The organism is Bartonella rattaustraliani AUST/NH4, assembly GCF_000312565.1.
GTDB lineage: Bacteria > Pseudomonadota > Alphaproteobacteria > Rhizobiales > Rhizobiaceae > Bartonella > Bartonella rattaustraliani.
In genome coordinates this window covers 38488-55931 of the sequence record NZ_CALW02000031.1, presented here as the reverse complement: position 1 = coordinate 55931, position 17444 = coordinate 38488, and the positions used below count along the sequence as shown (strand labels likewise).

Here is a 17444-nt window from a genome sequence, read left to right as displayed (position 1 = left end):
ACTACTCTGAAATGTATGGAAAAATATTATGACTACTGAAATTCGTGTTCCTACTTTGGGCGAATCGGTTACCGAAGCAACTGTTGGAAAATGGTTTAAAAATCTTGGTGATGCTGTTGCTTTAGATGAGCCCTTGATTGAATTAGAAACTGATAAGGTAACAGTTGAAGTTCCTTCACCTGTTGCGGGAAAATTATCTGAAATCATTGCAAAAGAAGGCGATACGGTTAAAGTAAATGCGCTCTTAGGAAGAGTGGAGGCTGGCGCTGCTGGTGCTTCCAAAGCGGCGCCGTCTTCTGAGGCGTCTGTGTCTTCGACACCTTCTGAATCAAAGCTGTTTACTTCGGGTGATGCGATGCCTCCTGCACCTTCAGCAGCAAAATTGATGGCGGAAAATGATCTTACAAAAAACGATATTTCAGGTTCTGGAAAGCGTGGACAAATTCTCAAAGAAGATGTTCTTAATGTGTTGACACAAGGAGCAAAAGAGTCTGTTTCCGCACCTCGTTTTGCGTCTGTTTCTAGTTCTTCTCGCGCTCCTGTTCAGGAAGTGCATGAGGAACGGGTTCGTATGACAAAATTACGTCAAACAATTGCTCGTCGTCTTAAAGATGCACAAAATACGGCAGCAATGTTAACCACATTTAATGAAGTTGATATGTCTGCGGTGATGGATTTGCGCAAGCGTTATAAGGATGTTTTTGAAAAGAAACATGGTGTTAAACTGGGGTTTATGGGCTTTTTTACCAAAGCAGTTTGTCATGTATTAAAGGAACTTCCTGCTGTTAATGCAGAGATTGATGGAACTGATATTGTTTACAAAAATTATGTCAATGCTGGAATTGCTGTTGGAACGGACAAGGGTCTTGTTGTTCCAGTGGTGCGTAATGCGGATCAGATGTCTTTGGCAGAGATTGAGAAAGAAATTGGTCGTTTGGGGCGTCTTGCTCGTGATGGAAAATTAGCTGTTTCTGATATGCAGGGTGGAACTTTCACCATTACCAATGGGGGGGTTTATGGGTCGTTAATGTCCACGCCAATTTTGAATGCACCACAATCTGGTATTTTGGGAATGCATGCGATTAAAGAGCGGGCAATGGTCGTGGGGGGGCAAATAGTGATCCGTCCTATGATGTATTTGGCACTTTCTTATGATCACCGTATCGTAGATGGCCAAGAAGCTGTGACTTTCCTTGTGCGTGTTAAGGAAAGTTTAGAAGATCCGGAACGTCTTGTTCTTGACTTGTAAAAGTACAATTTTCAGGATGAAAGGAAAAGCGGATGTCTTATGATGTGGTGGTGATTGGCGCGGGTCCAGGTGGTTATGTTGCAGCAATAAAGGCGGCACAATTGGGGCTTAAAACAGCAATTATTGAGAAGAGAATGACTCTCGGTGGTACATGTCTTAATGTTGGCTGTATTCCATCGAAAGCGTTATTACATGCTTCGGAAGTTTTTGCTGAAACACAGCATGGTTTTGAAACACTTGGTATTTCTATCACAAAATCTAAGCTTAATCTTGAGCAGATGATGGCGCATAAAAAAGCTGTTGTGACAGCCAATACAAGTGGTGTTTCTTTTTTGATGAAGAAGAATAAAATTGACACTTTTTTTGGTACAGCAAAAATTTTAAGCGCAGGTAAAATTGAAATTGTGGCGAGGGATGGGAATTCACAAACCGTAGAAACAAAAAATATTATTATTGCTACCGGTTCAGGAAGTGCTGGCATTCCTGGTGTGGATGTTGAAATTGATGAAAAAATGATTGTTTCTTCTACGGGTGCACTTGCTCTTGAAAAAGTGCCAGCGCGTATGATTGTCGTTGGTGCTGGAGTCATTGGTTCAGAGCTTGGTTCTGTTTGGAGTCGTTTAGGTGCTAAAGTCACCATTATTGAATATCTTGATAAAGTTTTGGGATCAATGGATGGTGAAGTTTCACGGCAGTTTCAAAAAATAATGGAAAAACAGGGGATTGAATATAAGATTAGTACAAAAGTAACAGCCATTACGCAATCTGGCTCAAAAGCGCAGGTGGTTTTTGAAGGTGTTAAAGACGGTGCATCTGAAACTTTAGAGGCTGATGTTGTGCTTATTGCAACAGGACGTTTTCCTTATACAGAGGGTCTTGGTTTGGAAGAGGTTGGTGTTGCATTGGATGAACGTGGCTTTATTGCCATTGATGCACATTGGCAGACCAATGTTCCAGGAATTTATGCAATTGGTGATGTCGTGAAAGGGCCAATGTTAGCGCATAAGGCAGAAGAGGAAGGTGTTGCTGTCGCAGAAATTTTGGCTGGTCAAAAAGGCCATGTTAATTTTAATGTCATCCCTAGTGTTGTTTACACACAGCCGGAAATTGCTAGTGTCGGAAAAACAGAAGAAGAACTCAAAGCTGCCGGTGTTGATTATACTGTTGGAAAGTTTCCTTTTATGGCGAATGGTCGTGCACGGGCAATGCAAAAAAGTGATGGATTTGTTAAAATTCTTGCTGATAAAAAGACAGATCGAGTTTTAGGAGGGCATATCCTGGGATTTGGTGCTGGTGAAATGATCCATGAAATTGCGGTTTTAATGGAATTTGGTGGTTCATCAGAAGATTTGGGGCGTTGTTGCCATGCGCATCCTACTTTATCAGAAGCAGTGCGAGAAGCAGCTTTAGCAACCTTTGCAAAGCCACTTCATATCTAAAGTTTTTATGTATATTAAATATCTCAAAGTGCCGGTTTTGCACCTTTTGAAAAAGCACAAGATATTTTTTGCTGTTTTATTTTGGTCTCTAAATAAGGTGTTTTTACGTTTTTAAATTTAAAGTTGTTCTTTTATCTTTGTGTCTTAAAAAACCACCCTTAGAAGGGTGGCTTTTCTTTCTTTATTGCTGGTATGTAAGAATATTTTTAGCCCATGAAGAATGGGTTAAAACTGTAGTTTTTTCTCTTCTTGTTGTTCTCTTATATAAGTAGGAAGTCCCATATTATCGAGAGATTTCAAGAAAGGATGCGGTGGTAATTCTTCAACATTGACCATCGTTTTAACATCCCATTCACCGGTGGCAATAAGAAGGGCGGTGGCGGCGGCTGGGACACCCGCAGTATAGGAAATTCCTTGTGCGCCGGTTTCATTAAAAGCTTGTTTGTGATCGGTTATATTATAGATAAAGACTTCTCTTGGTTTTCCATCTTTTTCGCCTTTGATAAGGTTTCCAATACATGTTTTTCCTGTGTATTCGGGTGCTAAAGAAGATGGGTCAGGTAAGACAGCTTTGACAACTTTTAAAGGAACAACCTCTTGTCCTTCCGCTGTTTTAATGGGTTGTTCTGATAAGAGACCAAGATTTTTTAAAACAGTGAAAACAGTGATATAACGTTCACTAAATCCCATCCAGAAACGGATATTTTTTACATCAAGATTTTTGGATAATGAATGAATTTCATCATGTCCTGTCATGTAGGCTTTTTGTTTTCCCACAACGGGGAGGTCCCATTCATGACTCACTTCAAACATTTTATTGGAAACCCATTGCTTATTTTGCCAAGACCATACCTGCCCTGTAAATTCGCGAAAGTTAATTTCTGGATCAAAATTGGTGGCAAACCAACGTCCATGGCTTCCGGCATTAATGTCAATAATATCAATATCGGTAATCGTATCAAAATAGTGTTTATGGGCTAATGCTGCATAAGCATTGACAACACCTGGATCAAAGCCAGCACCCAAAATAGCGGTTATACTAGCTTTTTCACATTCTTGACGGCGGGGCCATTCATAATTGCCATACCAGGGAGGTGTTTCACAAATTTTCAAAGGGTCTTCATGAATTGCAGTATCGATATAAGCGCATTTTGTTTCGATACAAGCTGAAAGAACAGACATATTAAGAAAAGCCGACCCAACATTGATGACGATTTCACATTTTGTTTTTTTTATGAGTTTCACAGTTTCTTCGACATTCATTGCATCAAGTGTATGTCCGATAAAAACACCTTGTTCTTTCATTGTGTTTTTTTCTTTAATGGAAGCAATGATGGCTTCACATTTTTTGAGCGTTCGTGAAGCAATATGGATTTCACCGAGAATATCATTGTTTTGAGCACATTTATGCGCAACAACTTGTGCAACACCTCCAGCACCAATAATGAGGATGTTTTTCTTCATTGTGTGTTGATCTCCTTCTTTAAGACTGTTCCAGATGATTTTTAAAACGGCTTTTTTATGAAAGACTACTTTTGTAGTCATGATAGCTAAATTGTCGTTGAATTTTTAGGGTACCATCAAGTTCTTTAATAACAATAGCAGGCATTGCAACGCCATTAAACCAATTCTTTTTCACCATTGTATAGCCGGCAGCATCTTGAAAAGATAGTCTGTCACCTATTTGGAGGGGCTTGGGAAATTGAAATGTGCCAAAAACATCGCCAGCAAGGCACGATTTTCCACAGACCATAATTTCATGACGTCCTTGTTTTGTTTCTAATTTTGCATTTTCGCGATAAATAAGAAGATCAAGCATATGTGCTTCAATGGAACTGTCAACGATAGCAAGGTTTTTTTCATTATACAATGTATCAAGAACACTTACCTCCAGCGTGGTGCTTTTTGTAATGGCAGCCTCTCCTGGTTCCAGAAAAACGGTGACTCTATGGGTTTTTGAAAAATCTTTTAAGCGTTTGGCAAAAGCTTCTAGAGGATAATTTTCAGCTGTGAAATGAATTCCGCCACCAAGACTTACCCAGTCAATTGCAGAAAAAAGTTCTGAAAATTTTTCTTCTATATTTTTGAGCATTTGATTGAAGAGATCAAAATCAGCATTTTCGCAATTGTTATGAATCATCAAACCATTTATAAGGGGCAAAACTTCTTTTATGGCACTTGGATTGATTTCACCCAAACGGCTAAAGGGGCGAGAAGGGTTTGCAAGGTCAAAATGGGAAGCACTGATTCCTGGATTTAATCTTAAACCTCGTTTAATGTTTTTTGTTGCATCAGCAAAACGCTGAAGTTGTTGAATGGAATTAAAAATTATTTTATCGGCATAACCACAGGCTTCATCAATTTCATGATCTGCCCAAGCGACCGAATAGGCATGGGTTTCTTTACCAAATTTTTCTCTTCCCAATCGCAGTTCATAGAGAGAGGATGATGTGGTGCCATCCATAAACTCAGACATAAAGTCAAAAACGCTCCATGTGGCAAAACATTTCAAAGCAAGCAAAATTTTTGCACCAGATATTTCGCGTAAGCGAGCAACCATTTCCATATTTTTTATGAGCTTAGATTTATCTATAAGATAATAGGGAGTTTTTATCATTATTTACCCATTCTCTTTTGAAGGATCTTATTCTTAAGATTTACGTTTAATGCAAAGAGTAACAGAATGTCTCAAAAAAAAGAATTTGTTTCTGTTTTATGGTGGATAAGGCTTTCTGTAACTGCGTTTTGTTTTGATATTTTGAGTTTGCGTTATGTGTATGAAAAAAAATTTATATTATGTTTTGCTTCTTATATGTGTTGGCAGTTTCTTTATTATAACAACCAATATTGTTGATTTTTCGCAAAATAGAAGTGACGCTAAAGCGAAAGCGGTTCCTCAAGCTTCTGTTCAGGAGAATGCGGTCCCTTTGATTGTGACGGGACGTAGAGAACTGAATGGTTTTAAGGGTTATCATAATTATCGACCTGGTTATCGTAAATATGGAGATAATTGGTGGTATCCTGAAGCAGCTTTCGTTACAGCCTCGCATTTAAACACGAAGCATACGCCATTGAGAGTTGTATCCAGTGAGAAAGGGGTGCTTTCAACCTCTTCTTTAGAAGGAAAGAAGCCATGGATGATCAAACAACATATTGAATCTTGTCGCAGGCGTTATCGTTCTTACAATCAAAATGATAATAGTTATCAGCCTTTTCATGGACCGCGTAAGCAGTGTCTTTCACGCTTTTTTTAAGGGTAGACATTTTTAAATGTAAAAAAAATTCTTTCAAACCTTGTCGTGGGCATTATTGTTTTTAAAATAAAAAGGAAACTTCAATGCTGTATCATTTGGGGTGCAGCAATTGTTTTTTGAAAAATTTAAATGCTTTTAAGTTTTATTAAATTTTATTATCGTTAAGTACAAGATAGGGGGGCAATATCAATTTGATTTTGTCGATGACAAAATATTGAAGGGCAGTATGGAGTTTGAAGAATGACAACACGGGAAGCAATGTTGATGTTGCTCGTTTTGCTTCCCTTTTGTGGAAGTGCTGTTATTGGTTTTTTTCGTTCGACAGCAAAAAATAATGAAGCGTGGCTTGCTGGAGCTCTTGCACTTTTCGCTCTTCTTTTTACAATAACGCTTTATCCAGCAGTTCGCGAAAACCACATCGTGCGTTTAGATATACCATGGCTTTCAGAGTGGGGCGTTGATTTGGTCTTGCGTATGGATGGTCTTGCATGGCTTTTTTGTTTACTCATTACAGGAATTGGGCTGCTTGTTGTTGTCTATGCACGTTATTATATGGACCCATCGGATTCTGTGCCGCGGTTTTTTTCTTTTTTTCTCGCCTTTATGGGTTCAATGACAGGGATTGTTTTATCTGGAAATCTCATCTTTTTGGTTGTTTTTTGGGAACTCACTAGCATTTTTTCTTTTTTGTTGATTGGCTATTGGTACCGTAATGCAGGTGCGCGTGATGGTGCACGAATGGCTTTAACAATCACAGGTTTTGGTGGTTTTGTTCTTTTTATCGGGATTTTATTGATTGGATACACTGTTGGCAGTTTTGATTTGGATAAGGTATTGCAGTCAGGGAATATCATTCGGTCAAGTCCTCTTTATAGTCCTATCCTTATTTGTATTTTATTGGGAGGATTGACAAAAAGTGCGCAGTTTCCTTTTCATTTTTGGTTGCCTGGTGCAATGGCTGCACCAACACCTGTATCGTCTTATTTGCATTCAGCAACAATGGTAAAAACAGGGCTATTTTTGCTTGTTCGTTTATGGCCCGTTCTCTCTGGAACAGAATCTTGGTTTTGGTTGGTTGGCTTTTCAGGACTCTCAACCCTGTTACTTGGTGCTTATTTTTCTATGTTTCAGCAAGATTTGAAAGGACTTCTTGCTTATTCAACGATTAGTCATCTTGGGTTGATTACCACGCTTTTAAGTCTTGGGAGTTCCCTTGCTTGTGTGGCAGCGATCTTTCATATGGCTAATCATGCTACTTTTAAAGCCTCTTTATTTATGGCTGCGGGCATTATTGATCATGAGACAGGAACGCGTGATATGCGTAAGCTAACAGGTCTTTATCGTTCTATGCCTATTACGGCAACGCTTGCTTTAGTAGCGAGTGCAGCGATGGCTGGTGTTCCTTTGTTGAATGGTTTTTTATCGAAAGAGATGTTTTTTGCTGAAGCGGTTGAAACGCATATGGAGTCATGGCTTGATTGGATTGCACCTTATGTGGCAACGCTGGCAAGTCTCTTTAGTGTGATTTATTCTATACGTTTTATTCATGGTGTTTTTTTAGGACAAAAACCTGTTAACTTACCTAAAACTCCGCATGAACCACCGCATTTTATGCGTTTACCAATGGAATTTTTGGTGTTTATTTGCTTAGCAGTTGGTATTTTTCCTAATTTAACAATAGGACCTATTTTAGATAATGCCGTTGTCTCTGTTTTAGGGCCGATGACAATTTCCTATAGCTTGGTTGTTTGGCATGGCTTTACAACCCCATTAATGATGAGTTTGGCGGCTTTATTGGGGGGTGGTTTTCTTTATGCTGTCGGACATCGTTATTTTTTATCTTGTGATGATGGTCCTCCTTTTTTTCGTCATTTGAAAGGAGCACGTATTTTTGAACGTATTCTCGTGATTATTTCTTGGAAATGGGCACGTGCTTTGGAGTCTTTTTTGTCAACACGCCGTTTGCAAATACAATTGCGTTGGATTTTTGTCTTGTGTTTTGCCTTTGTTGGTCTTTTGCTTTGGTATGATGGTTTTATTTCGGTGGGCCCATTACCGCTTTTTCCACTTGATATTCCTTTTCTTGCTCTTTGGTTGGTGGGTGGAGTGTGTGCGCTTCTTGTTGCTTGGCAAGCAAAGTTTCATCGTCTTGCATCACTTATGCTTTTAGGAGGCGCTGGTTTGATGACTTGTGCAACCTTTTTATGGCTTTCTGCACCCGATTTGGCAATAACACAGTTGGTTGTTGAAGTGGTGACAATCGTCTTATTATTACTTGGTTTACGGTGGTTGCCCAAGCGTTTGTATAGTCCTGCTTCAATGTCTGTGTGTTTTTCTGTACGTTTGCGTCGCATTCGTGATTTCTTTATCGCTTTTGTGGGTGGTGTTGGTGTTGCGTGGCTTTCTTTTGCGATGATGACACGCCCTCAAGGGACAACAGTTTCCGATTTTTTTCTAAAAAATTCTTACAGCGATGCTGGTGGTCGCAATGTTGTGAATGTTTTGTTGGTTGATTTCCGTGGTTTTGATACTATGGGAGAAATTGTTGTTTTGGTGGTTGTTTCTCTCACTGTTTTTGCTCTTTTGCGACGGTTTCGTCCTGCGCCTGAAAGTATTGAGGCGCCTTTTCAACAACGTGTTCAGAAAGCTTTTGATATGGCACAACCTGATAGGGATGTGGGGGATACAGTCTTAAATTATCTTACTGTTCCTTCTGTCATTATGGGGTGGCTTTTTTCAGTGATTATTGCTTTTTCGATTTATCTTTTTATACGCGGGCATGATCTTCCAGGAGGCGGGTTTGTCGGTGGTGTAACTTTAGCAATAGGCTTTATTTTGCAATATCTTGCACGTGATATTCGTTGGGTGGAAAGCCATTTGAGGGTTTTACCTTTACGTTGGATGGGGTTTGGATTATTGTTATCGGTTACAACGGGAGCAGGGGCTTGGTTTTTTGGCGCTCCTTTTTTAACATCCTTTTTTCAATATATTCATCTTCCGTTGATTGGAAAGGTTCCTATAGCCTCCGCCTTTTTATTTGATTTTGGCGTATTTTCTCTTGTATTAGGAGCGACTGTTCTCATTTTAATTGCCCTTGCACACCAGTCAATTCGTAGTTACCGAATTGGTAAGAAACCTCTTTTGGAAGAGAAGGAAAATTAATGGAAATTATTCTTTCTTTAGGGATTGGTATTTTGGTTGGATCGGGCATTTGGCTCATTTTACGTCCACGAACTTTTCAAATCATTCTTGGTTTGTCTTTGATTTCCTATGGTGTCAATCTTTTTATATTTTCAATGAGTAGACCGCGTAGTAATGCTGCACCGATTGTTGATCCCTCCACGGTTATCAATCCTGAGAATTACGTCGATCCTCTTCCACAGGCTTTGGTTTTGACAGCAATTGTGATTGGTTTTGCAACGACAGCTCTCTTTTTGGTTATCCTTTTGGCTTCACGCGGATTAACAGGTTCAGATCATGTTGATGGACGTGAGGTACAATGATGGAAACTTGTTTGCACCATCTTCTTATTTTGCCGATTCTTTTACCGTTAAGTACTGGGGCACTCCTTCTTTTTTATGATGAACGTCGTGCAAAACTGAAATCCTCCATAAGCTTTGCTTCTGCGGGCTTGTTGGTTTTGATTGCTGTTTTATTGATTATGCGTGCTCTTGAAGTTGCTCCGGTTTCGGATGTTTATCAGCTTGGCAATTGGCCTTCTCCCTTCGCAATCGTTTTGGTCCTTGATCGTCTCAGCGCTATGATGCTTTTGCTTTCCAGTTTGTTGATCATTGCTGCGTTGGTGTTTGCACGCGCGCATTGGGATAAAGCGGGGCCCCATTTTCAATCACTGATGCAATTTTTTATGGTTGGAGTAAATGGTGCTTTTTTAACGGGTGATTTATTCAATTTATTTGTATTTTTTGAAGTGATGTTAACAGCTTCTTACGGGCTTGCATTGCATGGTTCTGGGCAGCTACGTGTGCGTGCAGGGTTGCATTATGTTGTGGTGAACCTTGTTGCTTCATTGTTTTTCTTAGTCGGTGCTGCACTCATTTATGGGGTTGTTGGTACTCTTAATATGGCTGATTTAGCTGTAAAAATAAGACATATAGCGGCTGAGGATATTGTTTTATTCGAAATAGGTGCTGGGCTTTTGGGGATTACTTTTTTACTCAAAGCGGGTATGTGGCCTCTGAATTTTTGGCTGATACCAACTTATAGTGTAGCTGCAGCGCCCGTTGGGGCTGCTTTTGCAATTTTGAGCAAGGTTGGTATTTATGTTATTTTACGTTTGACATTGTTATGGTTTGGTCCTGAAAGTGGACATTTTAGCCATTTTGGTCATACAGTTTTGTTTTATGGTGGGCTTATCACCATGGCTTTTGGTTTTATTGGGATTTTGGCGAGCCAAGTTTTGGTACGTTTGGCAGTTTATAGCGTTCTTGTTTCTTCTGGTACATTGCTAGCAGCAATTGGGATTGGTCATACAGAATTGATATCAGGTGCACTTTTTTATATTGTTTCTTCAACCTTGGCACTTGGCGCTTTTTTTCTTTTGGTGGAGCTGGTGGAACGCTGTCAAGATGTGGCTGCGAATGTTTTGTCTGTCACAATGGAAGTGTATGGTGATGATGAAGAGGAAGAAGATGATGAAGCTGCCATTTATTTACCAGTAACTTTGGCAATTCTTGGGACTTGTTTTGCTATCTGTGCTCTTTTGATTATTGGTCTTCCACCCTTTTCGGGCTTTGTTGCCAAATTTATAATGTTTATGGCAATCTTAAACCACTCTCATGAGGAGGGGACTGCTTTTCTACCGGTTTACCAAGATTGGCTTTTTCTCATTTTTGTTACCCTATCCGGTTTTTCCGCTTTAATCGCTTTGATGCGAACAGGAATTCGGACGTTTTGGGTTTCTCTTGAAGGAAGGATTCCGCGTGTGCGGGTAATTGAATTTGCACCTATTGCTGTGCTTCTTGCTTTGTGCTTCCTTATAACAATTGTAGCGGGTCCTGTTAGCCACTATATGTCTGAAACCGCTAAGATTTTGTATAATCCTCAAAACTATATTGGGAGTGTTTTAGGTGACTTTTCTCTTAAAAAAAGGGGAATTCATCAATGAATTATTTTTGTCCTTTTCCTTTTTTTAGTGGGCTCATTGTTTTAATGTGGTTAACCTTAAACGGTTTGAGTTTAGGTCAATTGCTTTTAGGAATTATAATCGCTCTTTTGAGTGGTTGGATCATGCGGCTTCTTGAACCAGAAAAGGTCACAATTAAGAACTGGCGTGCAGTTTTTCGTCTGATTTTTCGTGTGTTTATTGATTCTATCGTTTCAAATTCTTCAGTGGCTTGCTTTGTTTTAACAAAAAGATCTCGAAAACAGCAGTCTGGTTTTGTTGTTATTCCTCTTTTACTTGAAAATCGTACTGCTTTGGCTGTTTTAGCATGCATTCTTGCGGTAACTCCGGAAACTGTTTGGATTGCTTATAATAGAAAAAATAATGAGCTCTTGCTTCATGTTTTAAACTTTAAAAATGGATATAATTACCAACAGATGATTAGAAAACGTTATGAGCAATTGCTTTTGGAGATCTTTTCATGAGTATGATGATTCTTTATTGGGGGATTTTTATTGCACAGCTTTTTTTAAGTCTAGCAATGATTCTTGCACTCTTTCGGTTGATTCGGGGTCCACGAGCGCAAGATCGGATTGTGGGCTTAGATGCTCTTTATATAACAACTGTTCTTTTGTTTCTTACATTCGATATTCGTTCAGGAACAACTATTTATTTTGTTGCAGCTCTTATTATTGGGCTGTTAGGTCCTCTATCAAGTATTGCCTTGGCAAAGTTTTTAATGCGGGGAGAAATTATTGAATGAAAGATGATGTGTCGCTTATCATTGCTATTGCTGTCACAATTTTTTTAATATTGGGATCTGGTCTCACATTGATTGGAACAATAGGGTTGGTTCGTCTTTCCAGTTTTTATAAGCGCTTGCATATGCTGTCACTGAGTACAAGTTGGGGGGCAGGAAGTATTCTCATCGCTTCATTTCTTTATTCCATATTTGTAGATCATCATTTTGTCTTTCATGAAATTTTATTGATGATTTTTTTATTCATAACAATACCCGTGGCTTCTATGCTGGTTTCACAGGCAGCCGCTTATCGACATCATTCAGAAAATATATTAGAAAAACCGCTGACTCTTTTATCGCATAAGGGGGAGGAAAAACCATCCTTATCGGAACAAATATCACGCGATGAGAGTCAGCATGGTTTTTGATATAAAACATTTTTTATTGTGGATTTTTTTCTGCTACACAGAAAATAGGCTTTTTTTCTTCTGGGTCACTTAGAAGATCATAAAATGTGGCTTCATCTCCTTTTGTCCACCAAATATATGGGCCTCCTACATATTTTGCGCCAGAAGCAGCAATGACATTGGACGCAATAACACGCTTTCCTTTCCATTTGAAATCAACGAGTGAAATTCCTTCAGCATTGTGATAAGTTGCTTCAACACGTTCCTTATTTTTTTCCATATCACATTGATAGGTGATGGTTTCTGCTGTTGCCTCTGGGGTATCTGGCACTTCAATGATTAAAGAGCCTGCGAAGGTTTTGGCTGAGCCGAAAAATAAGAAACTTAAAGTCGTAAAAAGTCCTAGGGTAAAAAATTTTTTTTTCATCATATTTCCTCCGTTATTTAGAATAATAAGGTTGTTTCATCTTTACAGAGTATGGGATTTTGTTTTTCTGGATCATAGATAAGATCATAAAGTATGATCTCTTTGTTATTTTCCCACCAGATGTATTGAGCACCCGCATATTTTTTCCCCGTGGTAGCGATGACATTGGCAGCAATAACACGATCGCCTTGCCATCTGAAATCAACCAACGAAATATTGCCAGTGTTAAGGTAAGTTGCTTGAACGCGTTCTTTGCCTGTTTTTGTTTCGCACTGATAAGTAATTGTTTCTGTTATTGGTTCTGGATTGTCTGGTACTTCAAAGGTTAAAGCACCAGCAAGAACGTTGGTTAAATTGAAGAGTGATAGATTCAAAGCGGTGAAAAATCCTAAAATATGTAGAGTTTTTTTCATAAATGCTTCCCTAATAATTACGCATTTGACTGATGCGATGGTGTCTACGGCAGGATTCGAACCTGCGACCCCAGGATTCATACCACTTCGGTTTTCACCGCCAGCTTTACTGTTTGTGGTCTGGACTGTCTCTTCACCCTGAAGCTTACGCTTTTTAGGTGCTGCCCGTTCAGTCTCTACACCTTCCTTCCATTTGAGGAGAGGCTTGGCTCGGGGTTGGCATATGGTTACCCATAAAGCTTTCCCCGAATTTGAGCAGATCCACTTTGAGGATTTCTCCTTAAAGCGCCCAATTTCTTTAGGAATCCTGTGCTCTATCCTACTGAGCTACGCAGACATCATCATTCTATCACTTTAATAGAAGTATAAAAACGAATCAATTATATTCAATATGAATTAACGGATTTCTGCTAATTTTTGTTCCAAAAAGATAAAAACTTTATCTGGTGAGACATTTTTTGCAATAAATGATTGCCCAAGTCCACGTGTTAATATGAACGTTAAGTCGTTTTGAGAAACTTTCTTATCTTGGGCAATAAAAGTCATCAGTGTTTCGGCATTGGGTAAATGGCCTGGAACATCTCCTATACGTGTTGGCAATCCCACGGCTTTAAAGTGCGTTTCAATACGCTGTGTAATTGTAGGATCTATTAAATTCAGTTGAGTGGAAAATTGGTGCGCTAAAATAGTTCCGATTGCGACAGCTTCACCGTGAATTAAACGGTTTGAGTCATAAGCGGTTGCCGTTTCAAGCATGTGCCCGAATGTATGGCCAAGGTTTAATAATGCGCGTTCCCCTTTTTCATATTCATCGCGCGCTACAATTTCAGCTTTGAATTGGCATGAACGGACAATAGCTTCTGTTCGTATTGAGCCATTAGAAAAGACTTTTTTCCCGTTTTTTTCAAGCCATTCAAAAAAATCAGGCTGGTTAATGAGACCATATTTGACCATTTCTGCATAGCCAGCGCGAAATTCGCGTAGGGGTAGTGTATCAAGAAGAGAAGTGTCAGCAATAACGCACCATGGTTGATAAAAAGTACCGATAAGATTCTTACCAAACTGGCTATTGATTCCCGTTTTTCCGCCAACAGAAGAATCAATTTGTGCCAGTAATGTTGTGGGCATTTGAATGAAGTTCATACCACGACGTATGATGCTTGCAGCAAATCCTCCCAGGTCACCAATAACACCGCCACCAAACGCAACAACGCAATCACCTCTTTCTAAACGTGCAGAAAGAATTTTATTGATGACCGTTTGCAGCGTTGAAAATGACTTTGATTGTTCCCCTGCTTCGACAATGATTGGAACAGTATGAATTTTATTTTTTGTTAGTTCTGTTTGGAATCTCTCTAAATGCAGAGAGGCAACATTTTTATCTGTAACAAGTGCTAAACGTGTTTGATGAAGATCTTTTTGCTGAAGAGCGCGCTTAATCTGTGAAGCCGCCTGTGTGATAAGATCTGGACCAATGATGATGTTATAAGAATGCTTATCCAGTTCAACAGTGACTGTTTTTGCTTGCATGCTTGTTGTTCCTATCATTATTTTCTGTATACAGATAGTGTTCTATAGACCATATGACATTTCGTGCTACGGTTTGGCGGCTTTCTTTATGGCTGTTAATTGTTAAGTTTGCTTTTTCATAGATAGGATAACGCTGTTCCATGAGTTTTTGCATGGTTTCTTTCGGATTTGGTGTTTGAAGAAGTGGTCGTGTCGGGCGCAATAAAACACGTTCCATGAGAATATCAAGATCGGCTTTGAGCCAGATGGATATTCCATTTTGATGAATGGTTTTTCGAATATCTTCATTTATATAAGCACCGCCACCTGTGGCTAAAACAAGAGGTTTTTTTTTCATGAGGTTTAGAATAATACGTTGTTCAAGAGAACGAAATTTTGGTTCTCCATAAACTTTAAAGAGTTCAGTAATGGTCATTTGTGAAGCTTTTTCAATTTCATCATCAGAATCATAAAAGGGTAAATGGAGCATGTTAGCGACACGTTTTCCAATCACTGATTTACCTGCACCCATAAGACCGACAAAGACAAGTGCTCGTTTATCAAGAAATGATAAGAGCTGATTTTTTAGCTGTGTTATCGGAATATGTTTGGGGCGATCATTTTTCATATCTTATTTCGGCATTTATCTGTTTTAAAGTCAACTCCTGTTAATCTTTGTCAGGCATAATCTTAAGAGGTGAAGTATTTTTAGACAGTTTATTATTTTATGCCAACATTAACCAGATTTTTCATAATTCTTTTTATTCTGTTTGTTGTTCTTTTCAGTATAATGGTTACTCTTGTGGTCTTTGTTGAACCAACAACTGTGGATATGTCAGTTGATGTTCCTTTGGATTCATTCAATCTTTTTTCGAAAAGCGAATCAATGAGATGAACAGTGGTGCTGTGATAGAACGTTTTCTTGAAATGATGAGTGCAGAACGGGGTGCTGCCGACCATACGCTTGCAGCGTATCAACATGATTTGCAGTGGGCACAAGATAAACTGCTTTCGCATTCTGTTTCCATTTTTTCAGCGCAAAAAGAAGATTTAATTGGTCTTTTGTCTCTTATGCACACTCTTGGTTTTGCGGCATCTTCGCAAGCGCGTCGTTTATCAACTTTGCGTCAGTTTTATCAGTTTCTTTATGCAGAGGGTTTAAGAACAGATGATCCTTCTGATGATATTGAGGCACCCCGCTCGGGGCGTCCTTTGCCTAAAATTGTCAATGAGGATGTGGTGACAAAATTACTCGATTTGGCGCAATTAGAAGTGGATGAAGCAGATTATGGGTCAAAGGGCTATTTGCATGCACTGCGTCTTCAGCTGTTGATTGAAATGCTTTATGCAACAGGGCTGCGTATTAGTGAATTGGTAAGCCTTCCGGTGCAGGCTGTTCGGGGGAAGGAAGACAGTCTTTTGGTTCGTGGTAAGGGCAAAAAAGAGCGCGTGGTGCTCTTATCAAAAAAAGCATACCAAGTTCTTTTACAGTGGCTCAACTTACGCGATCAAGGAAAGGATGCGGCAAGTTCTTACCTTTTTCCTGCTCGTTCAAAGACAGGGTATATTGCTCGACAAGTTGTTGCACGAGAGTTGAAAAGTCTTGCTGGAAGAGCGGGAATAAAAAGTAATAATTTTTCTCCGCATGTGTTGCGTCATGCTTTTGCTAGTCATCTTTTGCAAAATGGTGCCGATTTGCGTGCCGTTCAACATTTGTTAGGTCATTCTGATATTTCTACTACGCAGATTTATACACATGTGTTGGAAGCAGGACTGTACCGTTTAGTGAATGAGCATCATCCACTTGCCGATGAGCAGGAGACTGGATAAGAATAATGTGATGTTTTTGAAAAATACTTTATAAAGCACATTATAAGTGTATAAGTGATACCAAATAAGTTGGATACAATGTATAATTATCTTGATTTTGAAAAACCAGTTGCTGATCTCGATGGAAAAATTCTTGAGTTAAAACAGATTTCTCAAGAAGAGGGCAGTCTTGATATGAGTGACGAGATTGTGCGTCTTGAAACGCGTTCTCAAACGGCATTGCGTGATATTTATAAGAAATTATCGCCATGGCAAAAAGCACAAGTTGCTCGTCATCCTGATCGTCCCCATTTTATGGACTATTCTGCACGTTTGCTGACCGACGTTACGCCTTTAGCAGGAGACAGAAAATTTGCTGAAGATGAGGCTATTCAAGCAGGATTTGCACGCTTTAAAGGTGCAGCAATTGCCTACATAGGTCAAGAGAAAGGTCATGATACGCAAACGCGTTTGCGCTATAATTTTGGTTCTGCACGCCCAGAAGGGTATCGCAAAGCCGTACGTATTATGGAAATGGCTGATCGTTTTGGTTTACCATTGCTGACTTTTGTTGACACAGCTGGTGCTTATCCTGGTGTGAGTGCTGAAGAACGTGGTCAAGCCGAAGCAATTGCTCAATCAACCGCCGCGACTTTGCGTTTAAAAGTTCCTGTTGTTTCAGTGGTTATCGGAGAGGGTGGTTCAGGCGGCGCCATAGCGATTGCTGCGGCTAACAAAGTTTATATGTTGGAACATGCAATTTACTCTGTTATTTCTCCAGAAGGTGCAGCTTCTATTTTATGGCGTGATTCAGCACGTGCGAAAGACGCTGCAATGAATATGCGTATTACTGCTCAAGATTTGCACCGGTTGAAGATTATTGATGGCATTATTCCCGAGCCATTAGGAGGCGCTCATCGTAACAAGCAGAGTGCTGTTGATGAAACGGGTGCAGTGATTTTTACTGCTTTAGAAGCTATGGCCGGTAAAGATGGTGAAGTTCTTAAACAAGAACGTTGGGAAAAATATCTTCAAATTGGTAGGTCTTTAGCATAAGTCATGTTTTGTAAGGG

17 protein-coding genes are annotated in these 17444 nt (G+C 39.5%); 11 read left to right on the top strand and 6 right to left on the bottom strand.

Going from position 1 to position 17444, the window contains the following annotated elements; genetic code table 11:
• Positions 1-28 precede the first annotated feature (28 nt).
• Both odhB and lpdA read left to right on the top strand, forming a co-directional pair.
• On the top strand, positions 29-1249 hold the full coding sequence (gene odhB, locus BN67_RS04940; protein ID WP_019223034.1) for a 2-oxoglutarate dehydrogenase complex dihydrolipoyllysine-residue succinyltransferase: 1221 nt from the start codon (positions 29-31) through the stop codon (positions 1247-1249).
• A gap of 32 nt (positions 1250-1281) precedes the next feature.
• Complete coding sequence (gene lpdA / locus BN67_RS04935) at positions 1282-2688, top strand: dihydrolipoyl dehydrogenase (protein WP_019223033.1); 1407 nt, start codon at positions 1282-1284, stop codon at positions 2686-2688.
• Positions 2689-2913: 225 nt separating this feature from the next.
• On the opposite strand, the gene BN67_RS04930 is transcribed toward lpdA, so the two are convergent.
• Together BN67_RS04930 and nspC are read right to left on the bottom strand one after the other, a co-directional pair.
• Entirely contained in the window at positions 2914-4152 is a 1239-nt protein-coding gene (locus BN67_RS04930; RefSeq protein WP_019223032.1) for a saccharopine dehydrogenase family protein, read from the bottom strand.
• Between the two features lie 55 nt (positions 4153-4207).
• Positions 4208-5305: a carboxynorspermidine decarboxylase gene (nspC, locus tag BN67_RS04925; protein ID WP_019223031.1), complete on the bottom strand. Its 1098-nt coding sequence runs from the start codon at positions 5303-5305 to the stop codon at positions 4208-4210.
• Between the two features lie 154 nt (positions 5306-5459).
• Here nspC and BN67_RS04920 point away from each other — a divergent pair, with 154 nt between their 5' ends.
• The 7 genes from BN67_RS04920 to mnhG all read left to right on the top strand — a co-directional run bounded on the left by BN67_RS04920 (position 5460) and on the right by mnhG (position 12234).
• Entirely contained in the window at positions 5460-5942 is a 483-nt protein-coding gene (locus BN67_RS04920; protein ID WP_019223030.1) for a BA14K family protein, read from the top strand.
• A gap of 240 nt (positions 5943-6182) precedes the next feature.
• Complete coding sequence (locus BN67_RS04915) at positions 6183-9104, top strand: monovalent cation/H+ antiporter subunit A (RefSeq protein ID WP_019223029.1); 2922 nt, start codon at positions 6183-6185, stop codon at positions 9102-9104.
• Positions 9104-9445 (top strand): Na+/H+ antiporter subunit C, encoded by a 342-nt coding sequence (locus BN67_RS04910; protein WP_019223028.1) that lies wholly within the window; start codon positions 9104-9106, stop codon positions 9443-9445. The genes BN67_RS04915 and BN67_RS04910 overlap by 1 nt, the downstream gene beginning before the upstream one ends.
• Positions 9445-11067, top strand: a complete 1623-nt coding sequence (locus tag BN67_RS04905) for a monovalent cation/H+ antiporter subunit D (RefSeq protein ID WP_019223027.1) — start codon at positions 9445-9447, stop codon at positions 11065-11067. Before BN67_RS04910 ends, BN67_RS04905 begins: the two co-directional genes overlap by 1 nt.
• Entirely contained in the window at positions 11064-11549 is a 486-nt protein-coding gene (locus BN67_RS04900) for a Na+/H+ antiporter subunit E (RefSeq protein ID WP_019223026.1), read from the top strand. Before BN67_RS04905 ends, BN67_RS04900 begins: the two co-directional genes overlap by 4 nt.
• A complete protein-coding gene (locus BN67_RS04895; RefSeq protein ID WP_019223025.1) occupies positions 11546-11827 on the top strand; it encodes a K+/H+ antiporter subunit F in 282 nt (93 codons plus the stop codon). The genes BN67_RS04900 and BN67_RS04895 overlap by 4 nt, the downstream gene beginning before the upstream one ends.
• Complete coding sequence (gene mnhG / locus BN67_RS04890; RefSeq protein WP_019223024.1) at positions 11824-12234, top strand: monovalent cation/H(+) antiporter subunit G; 411 nt, start codon at positions 11824-11826, stop codon at positions 12232-12234. The genes BN67_RS04895 and mnhG overlap by 4 nt, the downstream gene beginning before the upstream one ends.
• Before the next feature lie 13 nt (positions 12235-12247).
• Here mnhG and BN67_RS04885 read toward each other — a convergent pair whose 3' ends face one another.
• The 4 genes from BN67_RS04885 to BN67_RS04870 form a co-directional block, all read right to left on the bottom strand.
• Positions 12248-12640, bottom strand: a complete 393-nt coding sequence (locus tag BN67_RS04885; protein WP_019223023.1) for an MliC family protein — start codon at positions 12638-12640, stop codon at positions 12248-12250.
• Positions 12641-12657: 17 nt separating this feature from the next.
• Positions 12658-13053 (bottom strand): MliC family protein, encoded by a 396-nt coding sequence (locus BN67_RS04880; RefSeq protein ID WP_019223022.1) that lies wholly within the window; start codon positions 13051-13053, stop codon positions 12658-12660.
• Positions 13054-13449: 396 nt separating this feature from the next.
• Positions 13450-14583, bottom strand: a complete 1134-nt coding sequence (gene aroB, locus BN67_RS04875) for a 3-dehydroquinate synthase (RefSeq protein ID WP_019223021.1) — start codon at positions 14581-14583, stop codon at positions 13450-13452.
• The gene (locus BN67_RS04870) at positions 14558-15190 is read right to left on the bottom strand and encodes a shikimate kinase (protein WP_019223020.1); all 633 of its coding nucleotides are present in this window, start codon (positions 15188-15190) and stop codon (positions 14558-14560) included. The genes aroB and BN67_RS04870 overlap by 26 nt, the downstream gene beginning before the upstream one ends.
• Positions 15191-15453: 263 nt before the next feature.
• On the opposite strand from BN67_RS04870, the gene BN67_RS04860 reads away from it, so the two are divergent.
• Both BN67_RS04860 and BN67_RS04855 read left to right on the top strand, forming a co-directional pair.
• Positions 15454-16392 (top strand): site-specific tyrosine recombinase XerD, encoded by a 939-nt coding sequence (locus tag BN67_RS04860; RefSeq protein WP_019223018.1) that lies wholly within the window; start codon positions 15454-15456, stop codon positions 16390-16392.
• Positions 16393-16470: 78 nt separating this feature from the next.
• Complete coding sequence (locus tag BN67_RS04855; protein WP_019223017.1) at positions 16471-17427, top strand: acetyl-CoA carboxylase carboxyltransferase subunit alpha; 957 nt, start codon at positions 16471-16473, stop codon at positions 17425-17427.
• Positions 17428-17444: the final 17 nt, after the last annotated feature.

Excerpts from the sequence above, each read along its gene's own strand:
- BN67_RS04860 (WP_019223018.1), top strand. The coding sequence starts at position 15,454 with ATGAACAGTGGTGCTGTGATAGAACGTTTTCTTGAAATGATGAGTGCA.
- BN67_RS04855 (WP_019223017.1), top strand. The coding sequence starts at position 16,471 with ATGTATAATTATCTTGATTTTGAAAAACCAGTTGCTGATCTCGATGGA.
- aroB (WP_019223021.1), bottom strand. The coding sequence starts at position 14,583 with ATGCAAGCAAAAACAGTCACTGTTGAACTGGATAAGCATTCTTATAAC.
- BN67_RS04895 (WP_019223025.1), top strand. The coding sequence starts at position 11,546 with ATGAGTATGATGATTCTTTATTGGGGGATTTTTATTGCACAGCTTTTT.
- BN67_RS04900 (WP_019223026.1), top strand. The coding sequence starts at position 11,064 with ATGAATTATTTTTGTCCTTTTCCTTTTTTTAGTGGGCTCATTGTTTTA.
- nspC (WP_019223031.1), bottom strand. The coding sequence starts at position 5,305 with ATGATAAAAACTCCCTATTATCTTATAGATAAATCTAAGCTCATAAAA.
- BN67_RS04915 (WP_019223029.1), top strand. The coding sequence starts at position 6,183 with ATGACAACACGGGAAGCAATGTTGATGTTGCTCGTTTTGCTTCCCTTT.
- BN67_RS04905 (WP_019223027.1), top strand. The coding sequence starts at position 9,445 with ATGGAAACTTGTTTGCACCATCTTCTTATTTTGCCGATTCTTTTACCG.
- BN67_RS04930 (WP_019223032.1), bottom strand. The coding sequence starts at position 4,152 with ATGAAGAAAAACATCCTCATTATTGGTGCTGGAGGTGTTGCACAAGTT.
- lpdA (WP_019223033.1), top strand. The coding sequence starts at position 1,282 with ATGTCTTATGATGTGGTGGTGATTGGCGCGGGTCCAGGTGGTTATGTT.
- BN67_RS04910 (WP_019223028.1), top strand. The coding sequence starts at position 9,104 with ATGGAAATTATTCTTTCTTTAGGGATTGGTATTTTGGTTGGATCGGGC.
- odhB (WP_019223034.1), top strand. The coding sequence starts at position 29 with ATGACTACTGAAATTCGTGTTCCTACTTTGGGCGAATCGGTTACCGAA.
- BN67_RS04880 (WP_019223022.1), bottom strand. The coding sequence starts at position 13,053 with ATGAAAAAAACTCTACATATTTTAGGATTTTTCACCGCTTTGAATCTA.
- BN67_RS04870 (WP_019223020.1), bottom strand. The coding sequence starts at position 15,190 with ATGAAAAATGATCGCCCCAAACATATTCCGATAACACAGCTAAAAAAT.
- mnhG (WP_019223024.1), top strand. The coding sequence starts at position 11,824 with ATGAAAGATGATGTGTCGCTTATCATTGCTATTGCTGTCACAATTTTT.
- BN67_RS04885 (WP_019223023.1), bottom strand. The coding sequence starts at position 12,640 with ATGAAAAAAAAATTTTTTACCCTAGGACTTTTTACGACTTTAAGTTTC.
- BN67_RS04920 (WP_019223030.1), top strand. The coding sequence starts at position 5,460 with ATGTGTATGAAAAAAAATTTATATTATGTTTTGCTTCTTATATGTGTT.